The organism is Paenibacillus jamilae (assembly GCF_050482105.1).
Taxonomy (GTDB): Bacteria; Bacillota; Bacilli; order Paenibacillales; family Paenibacillaceae; genus Paenibacillus; species Paenibacillus jamilae_B.
Map to the genome: position 1 here is coordinate 83543 of NZ_JBCNHI010000015.1, position 19604 is coordinate 103146.

The 19604-nt window shown below is 45.8% G+C and carries 17 protein-coding genes; 11 read left to right on the plus strand and 6 right to left on the minus strand.

All coding sequences use genetic code 11. The features are described 5' to 3' along the window. The first annotated feature begins 13 nt into the window (after positions 1-13). Entirely contained in the window at positions 14-427 is a 414-nt protein-coding gene (locus ABEW32_RS12640) for a DUF350 domain-containing protein (protein WP_430188161.1), read from the plus strand. 244 nt (positions 428-671) lie between these two features. After that, positions 672-1748 (plus strand): Gfo/Idh/MocA family protein, encoded by a 1077-nt coding sequence (locus ABEW32_RS12645; RefSeq protein WP_430188163.1) that lies wholly within the window; start codon positions 672-674, stop codon positions 1746-1748. A gap of 7 nt (positions 1749-1755) precedes the next feature. On the opposite strand, the gene ABEW32_RS12650 is transcribed toward ABEW32_RS12645, so the two are convergent. Continuing rightward, positions 1756-3234, minus strand: a complete 1479-nt coding sequence (locus ABEW32_RS12650; protein ID WP_430188165.1) for an MFS transporter — start codon at positions 3232-3234, stop codon at positions 1756-1758. A gap of 166 nt (positions 3235-3400) precedes the next feature. On the opposite strand from ABEW32_RS12650, the gene ABEW32_RS12655 reads away from it, so the two are divergent. Then, positions 3401-3823 carry a MarR family winged helix-turn-helix transcriptional regulator gene (locus tag ABEW32_RS12655; RefSeq protein WP_430188166.1) on the plus strand — a complete coding sequence of 141 codons (423 nt, stop codon included), beginning with the start codon at positions 3401-3403 and terminating at the stop codon, positions 3821-3823. A 120-nt stretch (positions 3824-3943) separates the two neighbouring features. Here ABEW32_RS12655 and ABEW32_RS12660 read toward each other — a convergent pair whose 3' ends face one another. Continuing rightward, positions 3944-4522, minus strand: coding sequence for a TetR/AcrR family transcriptional regulator (locus tag ABEW32_RS12660; RefSeq protein WP_025363908.1), 579 nt, complete (start codon positions 4520-4522; stop codon positions 3944-3946). A 190-nt stretch (positions 4523-4712) separates the two neighbouring features. Here ABEW32_RS12660 and ABEW32_RS12665 point away from each other — a divergent pair, with 190 nt between their 5' ends. Further along, the gene (locus ABEW32_RS12665; protein ID WP_430188167.1) at positions 4713-5927 is read left to right on the plus strand and encodes an MFS transporter; all 1215 of its coding nucleotides are present in this window, start codon (positions 4713-4715) and stop codon (positions 5925-5927) included. Positions 5928-5950: 23 nt separating this feature from the next. Here ABEW32_RS12665 and ABEW32_RS12670 read toward each other — a convergent pair whose 3' ends face one another. Continuing rightward, positions 5951-6379, minus strand: a complete 429-nt coding sequence (locus ABEW32_RS12670) for a DUF3995 domain-containing protein (RefSeq protein ID WP_430188169.1) — start codon at positions 6377-6379, stop codon at positions 5951-5953. 12 nt (positions 6380-6391) lie between these two features. Next, the gene (locus tag ABEW32_RS12675; protein WP_430188170.1) at positions 6392-6946 is read right to left on the minus strand and encodes a TetR/AcrR family transcriptional regulator; all 555 of its coding nucleotides are present in this window, start codon (positions 6944-6946) and stop codon (positions 6392-6394) included. A gap of 546 nt (positions 6947-7492) precedes the next feature. Between ABEW32_RS12675 and thrS the strand changes: the two genes are divergently transcribed. Continuing rightward, complete coding sequence (gene thrS / locus ABEW32_RS12680) at positions 7493-9406, plus strand: threonine--tRNA ligase (protein WP_430188172.1); 1914 nt, start codon at positions 7493-7495, stop codon at positions 9404-9406. Between the two features lie 154 nt (positions 9407-9560). Here the strand turns inward: thrS and ABEW32_RS12685 are convergent, their stop codons facing one another. Further along, positions 9561-10361: a GTP pyrophosphokinase gene (locus ABEW32_RS12685; protein WP_430188174.1), complete on the minus strand. Its 801-nt coding sequence runs from the start codon at positions 10359-10361 to the stop codon at positions 9561-9563. Positions 10362-10636: 275 nt separating this feature from the next. Between ABEW32_RS12685 and ABEW32_RS12690 the strand changes: the two genes are divergently transcribed. Genes ABEW32_RS12690 through ABEW32_RS12700 form a run of 3 tightly spaced genes read left to right on the plus strand, consistent with a single transcriptional unit; the run spans position 10637 to position 12785 of the window. Then, positions 10637-11098, plus strand: coding sequence for an S-ribosylhomocysteine lyase (locus tag ABEW32_RS12690; RefSeq protein WP_013369209.1), 462 nt, complete (start codon positions 10637-10639; stop codon positions 11096-11098). Between the two features lie 5 nt (positions 11099-11103). Further along, complete coding sequence (locus ABEW32_RS12695) at positions 11104-11874, plus strand: SDR family NAD(P)-dependent oxidoreductase (RefSeq protein WP_430188177.1); 771 nt, start codon at positions 11104-11106, stop codon at positions 11872-11874. A gap of 29 nt (positions 11875-11903) precedes the next feature. Next, positions 11904-12785, plus strand: a complete 882-nt coding sequence (locus tag ABEW32_RS12700) for a MetQ/NlpA family ABC transporter substrate-binding protein (RefSeq protein WP_430188179.1) — start codon at positions 11904-11906, stop codon at positions 12783-12785. A gap of 100 nt (positions 12786-12885) precedes the next feature. Here ABEW32_RS12700 and ABEW32_RS12705 read toward each other — a convergent pair whose 3' ends face one another. Further along, the gene (locus tag ABEW32_RS12705) at positions 12886-13701 is read right to left on the minus strand and encodes an AraC family transcriptional regulator (protein WP_430188181.1); all 816 of its coding nucleotides are present in this window, start codon (positions 13699-13701) and stop codon (positions 12886-12888) included. 239 nt (positions 13702-13940) lie between these two features. Here ABEW32_RS12705 and ABEW32_RS12710 point away from each other — a divergent pair, with 239 nt between their 5' ends. From ABEW32_RS12710 to ABEW32_RS12720, 3 genes are all read left to right on the plus strand, one after another. Continuing rightward, positions 13941-16124 carry an alpha-galactosidase gene (locus tag ABEW32_RS12710; protein WP_430188183.1) on the plus strand — a complete coding sequence of 728 codons (2184 nt, stop codon included), beginning with the start codon at positions 13941-13943 and terminating at the stop codon, positions 16122-16124. 118 nt (positions 16125-16242) lie between these two features. Continuing rightward, positions 16243-18024 carry a sensor histidine kinase gene (locus tag ABEW32_RS12715; RefSeq protein WP_430188185.1) on the plus strand — a complete coding sequence of 594 codons (1782 nt, stop codon included), beginning with the start codon at positions 16243-16245 and terminating at the stop codon, positions 18022-18024. Beyond that, positions 18021-19571, plus strand: a complete 1551-nt coding sequence (locus tag ABEW32_RS12720) for a response regulator (RefSeq protein ID WP_430188187.1) — start codon at positions 18021-18023, stop codon at positions 19569-19571. Before ABEW32_RS12715 ends, ABEW32_RS12720 begins: the two co-directional genes overlap by 4 nt. Positions 19572-19604 lie beyond the last annotated feature (33 nt).

Sequence of the window (19604 nt, forward strand, 5' to 3'; positions counted from 1 at the left end):
AGGGGGAAGAAAATTGGACTCTCATATCAGTTTGGGCAACGCATTGGGCAATGTAGGGATCGGCCTGCTTATCTTGTTTGCCATTTTAATCGTAGGTTATTTTGTGTTCAGCTTGCTGACACGTTATAACGATAACCAGGAAATCGCACGTGGCAATGAAGCCGCAGGCATCTACATGGGGGCAAAGCTGCTAGGCCTGTGTATCATTGTAGGGATGGTGTCGTATAGCAGCCATTCATGGCTCGATATGCTGATCTGGTCGGCTGTGGGCATTGTCGTGCTGTGCCTGGTCTATATTATTTTTGATCTGGTGACACCACGCACCAAGGTGTGCGAGGAAATTGCCAAAGGCAATGTGGCTCTGGCACAGCTGCTGCGTTCAATTATCATTGGAGTATCTTTTGTTGTAGGTACATTTTTGATGTAGTCGACAGGATGAAGTTGAGGTAGAGAAGGTACAGAGGATCTGCAAAACCGGACAACGGAGCTGCAGATTCTTTTTTTATGGGCAATTGTATCACTGTTCGGTATCTGTCTGTTCTGTAGAAGTAAAAGTTACGGGATCACTTCTGGTGGGGGACTATTCTACAAAGGTAAGGGTGATACTGCATAGAAAAAAGAAATGTGCTAAAGGTATCAAACCAAATTGTAAAGAAGGGAATTCTGAACATATGAGTATCTCTCCCTCCCCAACTCTCCCCATTCGGATGGGGATTATCGGCTTGGGCCTGATCGCTGAATATCATATCAGATCATTAAACAGCATGTCGGGGGTATCGATTGTGGCGGTTAGTGACGTAAACACGAATCGCCTTCAAGCCATCGGAGAACAATTGCAACTGCCTGCTTCCAAGCAGTATTCCCACTATGGAGCATTAATCCGTGACCCGGAGGTAGATGCGATTCTGTCGCTGACACCCAATGATGTGCATTTTGACATTATTCGGATTGCGCTGGAAGAACATAAAGCAGTGCTGGCAGAGAAGCCATTGACACTCACGTGGTCGGAGGCAGGTGAACTGAAAAAGCTGTATACGGCGAATCCGGTGCCTCTACTGGTTCACTATAAGCATCGCTATGGCGCGGCCTTCCAATATACCAAGCAGCTACTGGATGAGCACAAGCTGGGCAAAATCTACAATATTCAATTCCGTTATCTGATGGATGCATTTTCACCATATCGTCAGCATCCATATACATGGCGGCACAATTTAGCCAAGGCAGGCTCTGGAGTCGTGGGCGATACTGCCTCACATATTATTGATCTGGCCCGCTTTCTGATTGGTGAATTTCAAAGCGTCGCGGCGCTGCTACATATCATTACACCCGAGCGGCCTGATCCGGGTACAGGTCTGCCGCTTAAAGTAGATGTGGAAGATCTTGCTGCCTTTCATGGCATCCTCGGCGATAATACTGTGGGTACTTTCATTACTCACAAAAATGCCATCGGCAAACGTCACGATATCGAAGTGGATATCTACGGCGAGCTCGGTACACTGCACGCCAGTCTCAATAATCCAGAAAGTATACGCATCGTGCTGCGTGACCTGAAACACCCGAATGCCGAATACGAAACTTGGGCTGTCCCTGCCGTCTATAATCATACAGCCGACGGAGACTTTATTAAGCTGGCAAGGGGGGAATTCGTGGATCGAGCCCCCTTGTTCGATGACGGATACAAGAATCAGTGGGTACTTGAGAAAATACTGCAATCCTGGAGAGAGAACGGACGTTTAGTAGAAGTGTAAGGAGGCCCTATCTCTTTTCTTGCTGCGCTTTTGCCCGTTTCGCCCCGATCAGCCTCCAGCCTGTTAACAATGCTGCTACTAGACAGATAGATGCAGACGTCATAAAGACTACATGCATGCCTGACAGAAAAATTTCAGGATGACCCGGAACCAAGCCGGTGACCCGATAACCAGCCTCTTTACTCATAATATAAAAGAGAATGGATGTGGCCAGCGTAATCCCTACAACCATACCGACGTTGCGCACCAGCGAATTGACGCTTCCGGCTGAGCCGAGCTGTGTGCGGGGTACCTTGGACATAATCAGCGAGTTGTTTGGCGATTGGAATAAACCACTGCCAATACCCAGCATGGCAATCCACAGACCGACGAGCGGGATGGAGCTGCCTGCATGCAGTTGGGCTAATCCAATCTGGGCTACGACCATAACGACTAGCCCAGCGAAGGTGAGCAGCTCAGACCCGATTTTATCGGAAAGCGCACCGCTGAGTGGGGCCACAATAACCATAGAGATGGGAAACAACATCAGCAGAAACCCGGCATAAAAAGGCGACAAGTTCAGCATATTCTGCGCATAGAAAGGCGAAATGATGTTAAAGCAGAAGTTAGCGACGAACACCAGAAAAGCACACAAAATACTGAGCGAAAACAGCGGATTTTTGAATAATGCGAGCTGTAACAGCGGCTGCGGACGACGCAATTCCAACCGAATGAATACAGCAAAAGCAACTACAGCCACCACCAGTGAAGCAATAATTCGTGCGTCTCCGTACCCGACCTGCTGTCCCAGCAACAATCCGACGAACAAGGTCAGAATAAAAATGGCAAACACCAGGCTGCCGGGAACGTCAACCTTATCCTTCACCTTGATCAGATCCTTCGGTAGAAGCTTCCAGCCAAGAAAGACAGCGACCAGACCTATCGGTACATTGACCCAGAAAATGTATTGCCAGCCCAGCGAGGAGACGATAATACCGCCCAAGCTCGGCCCGGCGATACTGCCCAAAGAAACGAAGGTACCGATGAGACCAAGCGCTTTGCCTCGTTCAGTGGACGGGAAGATATCTGTTACGATCCCTTGGCTGTTCGCCATGGTCATGGATGCTCCAATGGCCTGGATGATGCGCGAAATCAGCAATAGGGAGAGTGAAGAGCTAAGACCACACAATAGGGAGCCAAGAATGAATATGATCGTGCCGATTTTGAATATTTTGATTTTACCGACCATATCCCCTAGCTTGCCAAAAAATAAAATAGCAGTACATATCGCCATTAAGTAGGCAGTTGTCACCCATTCAATTTGTGCCACAGGTAAATGTAACGTGCGGGATAACACAGGAAGAGCAATATTAACGATGCTTCCATCCAGGGTGGACATAAACGTAAACAGATTCAAAACAATCAAAATCATCCAACGTTTCTTCTGAACTTCGATATTTTCTTGATAGGTTGCAACAGTTGTAGCAGTTGTAGCAGTTGAGCTCATTATGAACACCTCTTTATCGTTGAAAGCCCTTTTTATTAGTTGCATACGCAACTAAATGAACGGTTCTAGTGTACAGCAAATTAGTTGCGTGTGCAACAATAGTATTGTAAACTTTGTTTTGGTCCCAGCTGGGGATTGCCATTTTCAAGCCAATGAGGTGTATTTGATGAGAAAAAAACCGATTGGAAAGCTAATTTCCCACCTGTACCGTCGAAATCAAAAAATACTGTCCAAAAAACTGGCTCCTTACGGAATCGGCAGTGGGGGACAACACAGTTTCCTAAAGCTGATTTTGCAGCGGCCGGGCATTACACAGGAGCAGCTGACGAATGAACTTAAATTTGACAAGGCAACCACAGCCCGCTCTGTAAAACAATTAGAGGAATCAGGCTACATTGAACGTAAAACGGACCCGAATGATCGGCGTTCCCAACTTGTGTCTCCTACGGCTAAGGCGTTAGAGTTTGCTCCTGTCTTACAAGGGATACTGGATGAACTCAATGCCGGTCTTGTCCACAATCTATCTGAAGAGGAAGAGGATCTTCTGATCGACCTGCTGCAAAAGATTAGTATAGACCCTGACGAATAAGCAAATCAGGAGCTGGATAGAGGATTGCGGAGTGCGGTTTGGGCAGGTAAAAAGAAAAAAGCAGCCATCCCAAAGAATACTCTGTGGTGGCTGCCAGGCCCGCTATATAGCATTCGCAATTCAGTCCAAGCTAATCCCTTCGAATGCATTTATGACTAATTGTCGCACATAGTCATCGTCTAATGGATAACCAGTCACCAGCAATCGATAAAAAATCGGCCCATAAATGAGATCGATACATAATTCAACATCAAGATGCTCCTTCAATTCCCCGCGCTCTATTCCCCGCTCAATAAGATGCCTGGCCTCAAGTCGCCGAGGATGAAAATATCGGGTTCGGTATGCCTCTGCTAATCCTGAATCAAGTTGCCCTTCACCAATTAACTCCGTAATGATTTTACCTTCTCGACTGATTAAGAACCGCACTAAATTCGTAGCATGAATGAGAATGTCGTCCAATACACGGCCTGTATCGGGTACAGGCAATCTTGCCATGGTAGCTGACAGGAAACCATCCATGACTACGGCAGCTTTGTTAGGCCACCATTTATAAATGGTGGCTTTGCTGACTTTCGCTCGCTCAGCAATTTTTTCTACTGTTACCGCTCCAAAGCCTTGTTCCAACAGTAGTTCATAGGAAGCGGTAAGGATAGATTTTTGCGACTCAACATTACGCGGACGTCCTCTTTTACTCTGCACTGGAATGCTCACCTTCTTACATAGATATAAGAAACATAAAAAAAGTAAACTATACGTTCAGTATATCAAATATCAGGCAAGAATAAAAAGTTGAATTTGCCTATTTACAAAACGAAACGTTCAGTATATTATTTGATTATCGAATTAACGAACTATACGTTCAGTATTTAAATTATTGAGGAGGATTATCATGCAAAGAGAACAACAAGCTGTAGAAGGCAACCGTATTTCAAATTGGATGATGTTTCTGTTGGCAGCAGCATGTGGCCTTATTGTTGCTAACCTTTACTATGCTCAAACCCTTGTAGGACCTATTCATGTGGCGATGGGGCTTTCTTCCACCACAGCGGGCTTCATTGTCACCCTAACTCAAATTGGTTATGTTGTAGGACTGCTGTTTATCGTACCCATTAGCGACATTATTGAAAATCGACGTCTGATGGTTGTATCGCTAATCATCACAGTCTGTGCATTGCTCGTTGCTGCTTTTGCCCCCAATGCCACTTTGTTCCTAACCGCCTCCTTATTCATTGGAGTTGGATCTGTCGTAGCCCAAGTACTGGTGCCGTATGCTACCTATTTAGCATCCGAAGAGCAGCGCGGCCGTGTTGTCGGGAATGTCATGAGCGGGCTCCTGCTAGGGATTATGTTCGCACGTCCATTGGCAAGCTTCATAACCAGCATCTGGGGATGGCAAGCCGTATTTATTATGTCAGCTATTGTTTTGACGCTGTTGACGATTCTGCTCTCGCGGGCTCTTCCAGAGCGCAAGCCTGTACCTACGGTATCTTACAGTAAACTGATTCTCTCCCTAGGTACTCTTTTCAAACAAACGCCTGCGTTGCGCCGCCGTGCCTTTTACCAAGCCTGCTTATTTGGTGCCTTCAGTCTGTTTTGGACGGTTGTCCCTCTACGCTTGGCGGATGATTTCGGCATGTCTCAGCAAGGGATTGCACTGTTTGCTTTGGTAGGCGTAGGCGGCGCAGTGGCAGCTCCGATTGCCGGAAGATTGGCTGATAAAGGCTGGAGCAAAGTATTAACCGGTCTAGCTATGATCATTGCCGCCTTGTCTTTTTTGGTCATCTATATTTTTCAAAGTCATTCGACGGCTGCGCTCATCCTGCTCTTTATTTCAGCGATTACACTGGATATGGCTGTATCGGGAAACCTTGTGCTTGGGCAACGTGTTATTTATTCCTTGGGAAGTGAAGCGAGAGGGCGTCTGAACGGATTGTTCATGTCTATCTTTTTCATCGGTGGAGCGATTGGATCATCATTAGGCGGTTGGTCTTATGCGTTAGGTGGTTGGAATCTCAGTGCTCTGATTGGAGTCATCTTGCCTGTGCTGGCTTTACTGTACTTTTTCACTGAGAAAGAAACGGGTGGAGACGTACAAAAGAAATAAATCGGGTAAAGATCAGCTTTAAACTACGCCATACGCAAAAGCATCATCATTAAAATGGCTGTTCCCAAGAGAAAACAAAGGGGCGAGTGGAGCGCGGTGTCCCATTTAGCAAAAACCGTTCCTTTTTTTCTCTTGAAGAACCCCACCCATTTGAAATCTCCTATCGAACGCAAAATAAATAAACACGTCAACAAGCCTGCACCGTAAGAATAAAAGAAATGGAAGAACCGAAATGGTACAGCTTCCCCTAGCTCCAGGACGAACCAAGCGGCTAAAGCTAGTAAAACGGCAACAATCGATGTCCCTATTTTGGAGGGGGTAAAGAGCAAATCCGTTCCCGTGCTTGGGATCGCTGCCTTAGCGCCTTTTTGTCCGCCGAATACCCAATATAAGTGCATACCGCTCAGTACAAATAGAATTCCGCCAACTGCCCATGTAAGTAACTCCAACATCTGATATCCCCCTTAATTTGAAATCCACTCTGTCCAAATCATGTGAATATGCTGCTGGATGGCCTCGTCACTTAACGTCTCTTGCTTGTGGCGCTCATACCAACCCAAGTAGTAATGGTACAACATCCATGATCTCTGAGAAGCTTTCTCTGGCTGCATTCCCTTCTGGATTAAAAGCTCTTTCATAAACTCCATTCGCATCTGTTCGACTTCATTGAGTAAGGAGCGGTAACTATCATCCTTCAATGACAGCTTGCGTAGATAAAACAGAAAATCGCCCCGTTTTGTCTTGCCAAACATCTGGTTTAGCAACTCTTGGATTCGCTCATCTATAGCAGCATGGGTGATGGAAGCGTCAATAACCTGTTGTGTCGTCTGTGCCTTCCATGTCTCTACAATCTGTCGAATGTAGCTGCTGCGATTGTTAAAATACCAATAAAAACTGCTTTTACTGCACCCTAAAGCAGCGGCCATTTTTTCAACAACGAGTTCATCGATTCCACCTTGCCCAAAACGTTCCATTCCTTTTTGAATCCATTGTTCTTCTGTGACAATAATTTTAGGCATCTCTTCCGCTCTCTTTCTGTACGGTATCGTCTAGATGAAATGATTTTACAGTTTTTTTAGTTGTGTGTAAATATAGGTCTATTCGTCTCCATAGCCGGATGATAAATAAGGCATAACTTTACATGAACGCCCACTTGAAATACCTGCGAATTTAATCTATAATGCTGTAGCATATAGTAATATTCAAGGCACTGACCAAAGACATGATTTCCTTGAAGGGCCGTTCAGAGAGAAAAGACGAGGCTGAGAGCTTTTCCGGCAACCGCATGTGAAGTTACCCCTTTGTAGCCGTGACGTTGAACGTGTAACTGTGCAAGCTGGCAGTGACATCAGTAAGCGCCCACCGATTTATCCCCGTTAACGGATACCAATGGAGGGCTACGCAGGTCGTGCATGAGCATGTTTGGATGAACATGAATGTATGTACAGCAGCGGGCCGAACTAGGGTGGAACCACGAGCTGAACGCACTCGTCCCTTGAGGGAGAGAGGCGTTTTTTTGCGTTCAATTTTGATATAGCACACAATTTGAAATGGAGGCTTTAATCGTGAGTATTCAAGTGAAATTGCCGGATGGAGCCGTACGTGAGTACGAGCAGGGCGTAACCATCGCCGACGTGGCAGGTTCGATCAGCTCCGGGCTGAAAAAGAACGCAGTAGCAGGTAAAGTGAACGGGAAGGCTGTAGATTTGAACACTGTTTTGGATCAGAACGTTGACCTTGAAATTATTACGCTGGACAGTACAGATGGTCTGGAAATTTACCGTCACAGCACAGCGCATTTGCTGGCACAGGCGCTCAAACGCATTTATGGTGAGAAAAATGTGAAGCTGGGTATTGGTCCGGTCATCGACAGCGGCTTCTACTATGACATTGATATCGAAAACCCACTGTCCGTTGACGATCTGGCGAAGATCGAAAAGGAAATGGCGAAGATTACGCAGGAAAATCTGCCGATTACACGTCGTGTGGTCAGCCGTGAAGAAGCAACTCGCATTTTTGGTGAACTGGAAGATCCATTGAAGTTGGAATTGATCCGTGATTTGCCGGAAGAAGCGGAAATTACGATCTATGATCAAGGCGAATTTTTTGACCTGTGTCGTGGCCCGCATTTGCCATCTACTGGCCGTATCAAGGCATTCAAACTGTTAAGTGTAGCGGGTGCATACTGGAGAGGCGATTCCAACAACAAGATGCTGCAACGTATCTACGGAACAGCTTTCCCTAAAAAAGCTCAACTGGATGAGCACCTGCACATGCTGGAAGAAGCGAAAAAACGCGACCATCGCAAGCTGGGTAAGGAACTGGAACTGTTCATGTTCTCCGAAGAAGCACCTGGCATGCCGTTCTACCTGCCGAAAGGCATGGTTGTGCGTACTGCGCTGGAAGATTACTCCCGTGACATTCAACGTCTGCATGGATATGAGGAAGTACGTACACCGCTGATGATGAACAACCGTCTGTGGGAACAATCGGGACACTATGACCATTACAAGGAAAACATGTACTTCTCTGAAGTAGATGAAACTACATTTGCTCTGAAACCGATGAACTGCCCTGGGCATATGCTTGTGTTTAAAAATGAACTTCATTCTTATCGCGATCTGCCGATTCGTATATCCGAATTTGGACAAGTGCATCGTCATGAGCTGTCCGGTGCGTTGAACGGTATGATGCGTGTTCGTACATTCTGTCAGGATGATGCGCATATTTTCGTGACACCAGAACAGATTGAAAAAGAGATTACGGACGTAATCAAGCTGATTAACGAAATGTACAGTGTGTTTGGTTTTGAATTCACAGTGGAATTGTCCACACGTCCGGATGACTTTATGGGCGAACCAGCGCTGTGGGATCAAGCGGAACAAGCTTTGCAAAACGTGCTGGAACATCTGGGCATGAACTACCGTATTAACGCGGGAGATGGAGCTTTTTATGGTCCGAAAATTGACTTCCACATTCTTGATGCGCTCAAACGCAGCTGGCAGTGCGGAACGATCCAATTGGACTTCCAAATGCCAGAGAAGTTCGACCTCACATATGTGGGCGAAGACAACCAGAAGCACCGTCCAGTCGTTATTCACCGTGCCATCTACGGTTCGATTGACCGCTTCATGGGCATTCTGACTGAGCATTTTACAGGTGCATTCCCATTGTGGTTGGCTCCTGTTCATGCGAAGCTGTTGCCTGTATCCGAGAACTATATTGAGACTGCCAATGAGGTGCAGGAAGCATTGTTGAAAGCAGGTCTGCGTGTCGAAGTGGATACTCGGAATGAGAAGCTCGGTTATAAAATCCGTGAAGCGCAATTGGAGAAGGTTCCATACATGTTCGTTATCGGGGAAAATGAAAAAACAACCGGTACTGTAGCCGTGCGTAAACGGGGCGAAGGCGATCTGGGATCATTCAGCATTGCGGACATCGTAGAGAAAATCAGCACAGAGATTCACGAGAAGCAGTAATATTGGATTGAAAAATATAAATAAAGAGCCGTCAAAACCAGGATCATAGTGGTTTTGACGGCTCTTTACTTATACATCATACATAAGTTCCTAAGCTCCAGCATGAGGAGAAGCATCATTGATTGAATGCTTTAGTTATCCTGATCCTTTTAATCTAGCAAGTCTGCGACCGGGAAGTGGCGTGATCTGCTGGGAGGGAAAGTGCCTTCAAAGCTGACTCCTCGGCTCGTTTGACCGGGGTCTCTGACACATCCTGTTCCTCGCTAAGTGATAAAATTTCCCCGCGCAGCTTGAGCATTTTCTGATCCAGTTCGTAAGTTGCACGTGCAGCTTCGGTCAATCCGTTAACGACATGCTCCGGCACTTTCTTATCAAACTTATAGTACAAAATATGCTCCATACTGGCCCAAAAATCCATAGCCAATGTACGTAATTGAATTTCGACCTTAATCCAGCGTGTGCCCTCAAACAGGATTAGCGGAATCTCCACAATGACATGTAGACTCTGATAGCCGTTGGGCTTAGGATGGGCAATATAATCCTTGACCTCGAGAATACGAATGTCCTCCCGTGTGCGGAGGTGATCCATCAGGCGATAGATATCTTTGACAAAAGCGCACACCACGCGCATGCCTGCGATATCATGAATTTCACGCAATATATTGTCCAGGGTGACCTCATGCCCTTTGCGCCGAACCTTTTCCACAATGCTGTGGGGTTCTTTGATCCGGGTTTTAATGTGCTCAATCGGGCTAAAACCATCTATTAGCTTCCATTCCGTCTGGATCAGCTTAATTTTGTTCTTTAATTCCTCCAAGGCTAGTTGATAAAGGACGGGAATCTTTCTCCATTCCTCTAGTTGCTTGGCATCAACACTGTTCTGGTCCAGCTGTAGCTGAAATTCCTGCAAGGGCAAAGGGACAGCATTTAAGTGCTTCCAATCCGGTTCATTCACAGAGCATTCTCCTAAATGAGGCTTACGATGTCCTCGATCTATTTCGTAAAGATGGATTACCTTATATATTGTACACTATGTCAAAACGTACAGGCAAAGGAGAGACGGACAAAGAAATGAGAAATAAAATAATAATTTTAGTGGTAAAACCGAGTAATCCGATGTATAATTGCAAAAATGCTGATTTGAAGCATTAAATTTTGAAAAGTGGTACAAATGTTATGTAGTCGTTATTAGATCAAAAATATAAATTACAGAAAATGAGGATGAGAAAAATGGCTAAAGTAGAAAGTTTCCAATTAGATCACACGATTGTAAAGGCTCCTTATGTAAGAGCAGCGGGAGTAGAGCATGATGAAAAAGGAAGCACAGTACAAAAATATGATTTGAGATTTCTACAACCGAATGAAGACGCACTGCCAACAGCTGCTGTACATACGCTGGAGCATTTATTGGCAACGTATCTGAGAGACGAAATCAAAGGCATTATTGATATTTCTCCTATGGGCTGTAGAACAGGGTTCTACTTGATTTTATGGAATGAACATGAGCCTGAGGAAATTGCACTTGCCTTGGAAAAAACGCTGAAAAGAATTTTGGAAACGACAGAAGTTCCGGCTGTTACTGCTTTGGAATGCGGGAACTACAAGGACCATTCTCTTTTTTCAGCGCAGGAATATGTGAAGATTGTGCTGGAGGCTGGCATTAGCCGCGATCCTTTCAAAAGAGTATTTTAATATCTATGATTTCAATAGACCTATCTCATCAGACAGCAGTAGTGACAGGCGGCAAGTCAGGTATAGGCAAGGGGATTGTAGAGCTTCTTATTCAAAGTGGAGCCAAAGTGATTTCTGCTGATATTTCTTATGAAGAGCCGTATAGAGTGGTCAATTCACAGTTGGTTGAAACTCAGCTGGACATATCCAAGCCGGATGACATCGAAAGATGGTGCGATTTGCTAATCAGCGAAGCGGGAGTTCCTGATATATTGGTGAACTGTGCAGGCACTTCTACGATGGACTATGTCATAGATAGTGAGTTGGCTGATTGGGAGAAGGTATTTTCGATCAATTCAACCGGACTGTATGTAGCGTCCAAACGGTTTGCCAAGGAAATGGTGGACGCGCGTAAACCGGGACGAATTATTCAAATTGCTTCGCAGGCTGGAAAAAATGGATACCGGGCGATGGGGGGATACTGTGCATCCAAACATGCGGTTCTCGGCTTGACCAAGGTAATGGCCATTGAGCTCGCTCCGCATCAAGTTTTGGTGAATGCGGTTTGTCCAGGTATCGTAGAAACGCCGATGAAGCATCGCGAACGGATTGAAGGGGGCGTCATTCGCGGAATGTCCGCCCAGGAGATATATGAAGAAGATTGTTCGCAGGTACCTTTGGGGAGAACCGCCGAGGTAGAGGATGTCGCCAATGTGGTGCTGTTTCTGGCAAGTCCGCTCTCCGCATATATGACAGGACAAGCGATTAATGTTACAGGTGGAATGACGATGCACTAGCATATTAGCATGATCTGGGGGAAAACAACATGAAGAAATCGTTCGTTTTACTATTAGGGATTAGTTTATTACTTGTAGCTGCAGGATGCGGCAACAAAAGTACAGACAGTAATGGCTCCAGTTCCGCCTCCGGTGCAGAAACGCAAAAGGTAGTCATCGGCTCCATGGGTTCTGACGCCCAGATTTGGAGACATATTGCCCAATCTCAGGCCGCCAAGGATGCCAAGCTGGATATTGAAGTAAAAGAGATTAACGGTGGCATCGAAACGAACAATGCGACGAGACAAGGCGATGTGGACGTGAATGCATTCCAATCGTGGGCGTATCTCGTTAGCTATAACAAAGAGAGTAAAGCTGATTTGAAGGCGATAGCCACAACCTATCTGGAGCCTATGGGGATTTATTCGAAAAAATTCAAAAGTATTGATGAAGTGACCGACGGAGCATTGGTGGCTTTGGCGGATAACCCAGCGAATACAGCGAGAGGCTTGAGGCTGTTGGAAGCATCCGGTTTGATAAAGCTTAAAGCTGACTTTGACGATGCCTTAGGTACAGTCAATGATATTACGAGTAATCCTAAAAACCTGAAATTTGAACTAATCGACGACAAAACAGGTCCGCGTGTGATTCAAGATGTAGGCTTGGTGTTGATTGGGAACACGATTGCTTTAGAAGGCGGTTTGAACGTACTGAAGGATTCCTTATTCCACGAAGAGATCAGTCAATCGACAAAGAACAATATTAACGTTCTGGTTACTTCATCCGATAAGGCAAACGATAAGGGACTACAAAAATTAGCGGATCTCTATCATAACGATGATACTCAAAAGTACATTAAGGATGAATTTGGCGGAACCAAAGTAGAGGTTAAAGAGCCTGTTTCTTATTTGGAAGGACAAACTGCAAAATAAACATAAAAGAGGTCAGCCAGTTTTCTGGTTGACCTCTTTTGTTTGTTAGAGGCTTCTACTCGTAATTACTTGTAATTACGGTAGCCGTTTTGGGCTTGGATTAGGTTTCGGCTCGATAATGTTTGGGAGAGACCCCTTTTATCTTTTTAAAAATTTTTGAGAAGAGCAAAGGGTCATTATAGCCGACTGAACGGGAAATATCACCTATCGAAAGTTCGGCGTTACCCATCATTTCGCAGGCTTTGTTGATTCTGTAGCGAATCAAATAATCCTGAATGCTTGTGTTTATTCGTTGTTTGAATAGCGAACATAAATAGCTTCGATTGAGTCCGATAAAATGTGCAATGTGCCCAATGGTAATTTTCTGAGCATAATTCATTTCGATAAAATCTTTCACTTTTTCAACGTAAATTTCCGCCCGGCTTTCCTGTTGTCCGGGGGATGTTACCGGACTGAGCTCTATAAGCTCCGATAACATTAAGTAAAGCAGCCCAGTTAGTCTGGTTTCCCGAGCTTTATGGCATCCACTCGATTCATTCATCTGCTGCAAATACTGATAAATTAAATGATCTCCTTCAAAGTAGAGAATCGGGGATGCCATCGTTAGGCCTGCTTGCTTGAGGAGTGTTTCTGCCAGGGCTCCATCAAACCCAAACCAGCAATAAGACCAAGGCTTCACGGCATCGGCTTGATAATAAGTGATGACTTGCGGGCAGATTAGGAACCACTGTCCTTTCTGCAAGCGATAACTGAACCCACCGACCTCAAAGGTACCTTCTCCATCCAAAATATAATGAAGCAAATAGTGATCTCTTATAGCAGGTCCAAAAAAGTGACTGGGTATGCATTTTTCTATGCCAAACTGAGTTAGATACAATTCAGAGTGCTGTTTACTACGTGGCAAATACTCTATCACGGTATATCTCCTTAGGTAAATTATCAAGCATTATAACATAAATAGTGAGCACCATGCCATGTACTTCATATCTAAAATTAATATATGATTTCTGTAGAACCTACTGCTATATTATTGAATCGGATCAAGCTTTACACCATATGAACTTAGTTGATGGCTGTTACAAAATGCCTCTTCTGAGTGCCTTTTTAGGTGTGGATATCTGATGATCATTATTTAAGAGAGGGGTTATTTTCCCAATGGGTATCATTGTTCAAGAGCAACCGGGGCTGTTTCATTTGCAGTCGTCGGGTATGAGTTATATTATTCAGATTGTCGATGGATTTCCTGTGCATGTATACTGGGGAGACAGGTTGAAGCACCGTGAGCCTATGGCTGATCTATTGCTTCACACTCCCGCGACGGCTGGACTGGATCGGCTGCCGCAAGAATACCCGCAGTATGGGAGTGGAGACTTCCGTACCCCGGCGTATCAAGTAGAGCTGGAGGATGGAACACGCATCACAGAGTTAAAGTACGATGGTTACCGGCTTATTAAGGGAAAGCCATCTTTACCCGGGCTGCCGGCTGTTTATACCGAGAATGAAGCCGAAGCGGATACATTGGAGCTGGAACTAAAAGATGCCTTTTCAGGTCTCAAGGTAGTTCTTCTTTACACCGTCTTCGCGGATCGAAATGTGATTGCTCGTTCAGCTCGTTTGAGCAATGCGGGAGAACAAAATCTTCGGCTCCTCCGTGCACTAAGTGCCAGTGTCGATTTCTCGGGGAAAAGCGATTTAGAGTTCATGTATCTATCGGGAGCATGGGCACGGGAAGGGAATATTACCCGCAAACCGATTCTGCAAGGTGAAACCCGAATTGATAGTAAAAGAGGCATGAGCAGCCATCAGCTTAATCCTTTTACTGCATTAGTCACGCAAGAGACGACGGAAAGCCATGGTGAGGCATTCGGTTTTAGCCTTGTGTACAGCGGGGGCTTTGAGGCGGGAGCGGAATTAGATTCATTTGGCTCTACACGGTTTAGCATTGGCGTCAACTCCTTTGACTTTTCATGGTTACTGAGCCCAGGGGAGAGCTTCCAGACGCCAGAAGCCGTGATGGTTTACTCCGGCCAAGGACTGGGTGAAATGTCGCGTACATATCATCGCTTGTATCGGACTCGACTTTGCCGAGGGGCATATCGGGATGAAGAACGCCCTATTCTGGTCAATAATTGGGAAGCTACCTATTTTGACTTCAATGCGGATAAGCTGGTATCGATAGCCAAAGAGGGTGCTGAGCTAGGCATCGAACTCTTTGTCCTGGATGACGGCTGGTTCGGCAAACGGGATTCTGACAATTCGTCTCTTGGTGATTGGTACGAGGATCGCCGGAAGCTGCCAGACGGACTGGCCGATGTTGCCAAACGCGTCAATCAATTGGGTCTTAAATTCGGGCTCTGGTTCGAGCCGGAGATGATCTCTCCAGACAGCGAATTGTACCGGAAGCATCCAGATTGGTGCCTTCACGTTCCAGGACGGAGACGCAGCGAAGCCAGATGGCAGCTGGTGCTGGACTATACTCGCAAGGAAGTACGGGATTACATCTACGATTCGCTGGCTGCCATTTTCTCCAGCGCCCCAGTCTCTTATGTGAAATGGGATATGAATCGCTGCCTGACGGAAATTGGCTCCGCTGCTCTGCCGCCAGAACGCCAATCCGAGACTGCCCATCGCTATGTTCTTGGATTGTATGAGCTGTTAGAGCGCGTCACAACCGAATTTCCGCATATTCTTTTTGAGAGCTGCTCAAGTGGTGGAGGACGCTTTGATCCAGGTATGCTTTACTACATGCCTCAAGTCTGGACTAGTGATAATACCGATGCGGTGGAACGCCTGAAGATTCAATATGGAACTAGTCTTGTCTATCCTGTAAGCGCCATCGGAGCGCATGTGTCGGCAGTTCCGAACCATCAAGTTGGACGCATAACGCCCCTTGATTTTCGAGGTGATGTCGCCATGTCCGGAAATTTTGGGTATGAGCTTGATCTCACAAAATTCACCGATGAGGAAAAAGAGACGGTCAAACGTCAAATCACAGCATACAAGCAGGTTCGTGGCTTAGTACAGAAGGGTGACTTGTATCGCCTAAAGAGTCCGTTTGAACATAACGAATCGGCTTGGATGTTTGTTTCTGAAGACCAAGAGGATGCAGTCGTCTACTACTTTCAAGTGATGGCTGTTCCGAACGCGCCTTGGCGAGCCCTGCGCCTTGACGGACTAAATCCAGAACTTGAATATGAAGTTCAGTCAGGAAATAGCGGGCAAAAGTCTATCAATGGGGGGGATAGGCTGATGAAGTTGGGCCTCCCTCTTGTCTACAGACAGAAAGACTATGAAAGTGGATGGTTCAGGCTCCGGGCAATAAGACCAGATAAGGCTTAAGATCAGCACAACAGTACAATTGCCGAAAGAGAGGACACATTCGATTGAGCTATACCCCTTTTTATATAAAAAGGGGTATTTTGCGCGCAACAGCTGTACTGATCAGGGAGGACAATTCATGCTTTTTATACGAATGATGAATGACATGAAGCTGAGAAAGAAAATGACGATTACATTCATTTCGGTAACTGTTCTGCCCATGCTGCTATGCGGCCTGTTTCTGACGGGAAAGCTTCGAGAGACCGTCATTAGGGACGCCTTTACACAAGTATCCAACAATGTGGATCGGGTCCGAAATCGTACAGAAGAGCTGATTAAAGTACCGCTAGACATCTCGTACCGGCTAACCAACGACAACCGGATGAAAATGGTAGCCAGCCAAAAGTATGACAGCTACCTCGAAGTTATTCAGGCATACCGGGAGTATACAGGTATTCGTGACTATCTTCAGTTGTATAAAGAGATATCCGGTATCCGTGTGTATGTTTCTAATCCAGGAGCACTTAACAATTGGGAATTTATGCAGCCGGATGAAACGATCACAACCACAGATTGGTACAAGGAGGCTATAGAACAGAAAGGATTAGCCGGATGGAATTTAATTAAGGATGAGAGGGTTAATGCCGATAATCTCAGCCTGATCCGTTCATTCTCAGTGGATTCACTAGGACGAAAAGGGGTTCTGGTCATAAATGTTAACAAGCGCCAATTAAACTCAATCCTGAATCAGGAAACGTTCCCTACCTTAATCGTAGATGATCAGAATCAGATTGTCGCGTCCAATGAAGCAGAATTGTTCGGAAAGAATCTTTCTGAAATTCATGCTGATGAAAATATACTTTTCCATCAGGAAGGCAGTTACAACACGCTCATTAACGGAAAAGCGTCGAAAGTGGTGATCGCAAATCTAACTCCACAAAACAGCTGGAATGGACTACGCGTTATTTCCGTTTTTTCCGTTTCTGGGATTACCCGAGATGCTAATCAGGTGATATGGATTGGCGGAATCGTAATCACAGCCAGCCTGATCTTTGCAGCCTTGCTTATCTATGCTTCTGCTTCGCTATTATCCAGAAGGCTTCTCCGCCTGAGCAAGCATATGACCCAAGTAGGGGCGGGCTCATGGGAAACCTACCTCCATATCGACGGAAAAGATGAAGTTGGCCTGCTATCGAGGGAATTTAACGCGCTGGTCAGTAACGTTAACCATTTGGTCCAGGAGGTTCAAGAAACGAATCGCCAGAAAAATCTGGTGGAGCAAAGACAGAACGAGATCAAGTTTAAAATGCTGGCCAGCCAGATTAATCCGCATTTTCTCTTCAATTCTCTGGAGTCTATCAGGATGGAGGCCCACATTCGCAAACAGGACGATATTGCTGAGGCAGTGTGGCAGATGAGCACGTTATTACGCAGCAGTCTGGAGGCTGGTAATGACAAGATTCCACTACGTAAAGAGCTTGAGCAGGTGTGCTGTTATCTTGACCTTCAAAAGTTCCGGTATGAGGACCGTTTGAAGTATCGTTTAACCGTTGATCCGAATGTGGAGGAAATGTTAGTTCCACCTTTGATTATCCAGCCTTTGGTGGAAAATTCTATTGTACATGGTCTGGATAATCAAGCAGAAGGAGCTGTCATCGAAGTGAAGGTAAAGGAAATCCCGCAGGGGGTCCAAGTTATGGTGTGTGACAATGGCGCCGGTTTCACGGCCGGTCGTCTCGCCCTTGTCCAAGAAGAGCTTGCTGCATCTGTACATGAACAGGAGGTTCAGCGAATTGGATTGCGAAACGTAAACGATCGTCTCGTCTTATTGTATGGGACCTCTAGTGCCTTAAATATTGAGAGCGAACCTGGGAAAGGCACCTGTATTCATTTTTTCATACCTGGGGGTGAAGCCAAATGATCAGGGTAGTCATCGTTGACGATGAGCCGAAGCTTCGTCAGGGACTTCAAACGTTGATTCCATGGAAAAGCCTTGGATTTACCGTTATAGCTACGGCAGCCAATGGAAAAGAAGCACTGGAAGTCATCGAGGAAAAAGCTCCCGATGTCGTAATCGTCGATATCCGCATGCCAGTTATGGATGGCCTACAGTTGATTGAGCACTTGAGATCCGGCGGTCATCATATGCATTTTATTATCCTCAGTGGATATGCCGACTTTGAATATGCCAAACAAGCAATCCAATACGGGGTGTTCGACTATCTCCTTAAACCGGTCGACATTGATGAAATGTCGTCCAGTTTAAAACGGATACGCGAGCGGATCGAAGAGGAGCGCCTTCAAACGGAGTGGCGTAAGAAGGAGGGTATAAATCGGGATTTATACCTGCATAGCCTGCTCGTCCCTCAAGAGAAAACGGAAGACCCCAGCAAGTTAAGAAGTAAGGCAGCAGAAGCGGACTTGTTGTGGACCAACTACGAAGTCGTGGTCGTCTACCCGCGTGTTTCTGAAGTGGACCGTTCCGATGCCGTATACCAGCTTTCGAGTGGTTTGAAGGCAAAAATTGAGGGACAGATGACGGGACTTGTCACAGTAATCCCGCCGTATGCCGTCCTTTTGCTCAACGCTCCGCTGCGCGGAAGAGAACGACGTGAAATGCTGTACAATGAGATTCGTAATACTGTGGGTAATGTCCGGTTCGCTGCTGCAACCGGAGGGGGCGTATCTGCTCCCGAAGATATTTGCCAATCCTTTTTAAGGGCCCAGGAAGCGGTAAAACAATCCTTTTTCAGCGAGAAGAACCGACTGCTAGGTCCGTGTCCTCTTCTTTCCCCTGTACTGGATTCTCCCCGATTATATGTCGATAAAGCTGAAGAAACGATGGAGGAATTAATTTTCGGCCTGTATTACAGTCTGGAAGTAGGAAACCAGACTATCATACTACCACTGTTGAACGAGGCGGCAGCCTTTTTTCGCAAGCAGGCGCAAGATGAGAAGTCGATCAAAGAGTCGTTCTTTTTCCTGTCCAATGCAGTCATTCATAAGCTCACTGCGGGTTTTTGTATCGAGTTGAAAGAGACGGAGGAAGTTTCCCGCTTTTTGAATGGGATATACCAGCATGATTACCTGCAGGATCTTTTGGAAGAGATCTACCGTTTTCTGCTTGCTTTGGCGAAAGACTCCGAACCCCGTGGAAAAGAGCAGGAATTCAAGAAAATGATCGACTTTATTCACAGGCATTATGCAGACAATCTGAGACTGGAAACGCTATCCAGACTACTAAACTACAGTACTGCCTATCTGGGTCAGCTTTTCAAGAACAAGACGGGAGAGTACTTTAACACCTACCTGGACAGAGTCCGCATCCAAAAGGCAAAGGAGTTGCTGGATCAGGGGATGAAAGTATACGAAGTCGCTGAAAGCGTCGGCTATACAAGCGTCAACTACTTTTACAGCAAATTCAAAAGGTACGAAGGCTGTTCACCGTCGGAATATAGAAATCCATAATTTGTGGATGATTTTTTCCGAAATCCGTTGTAT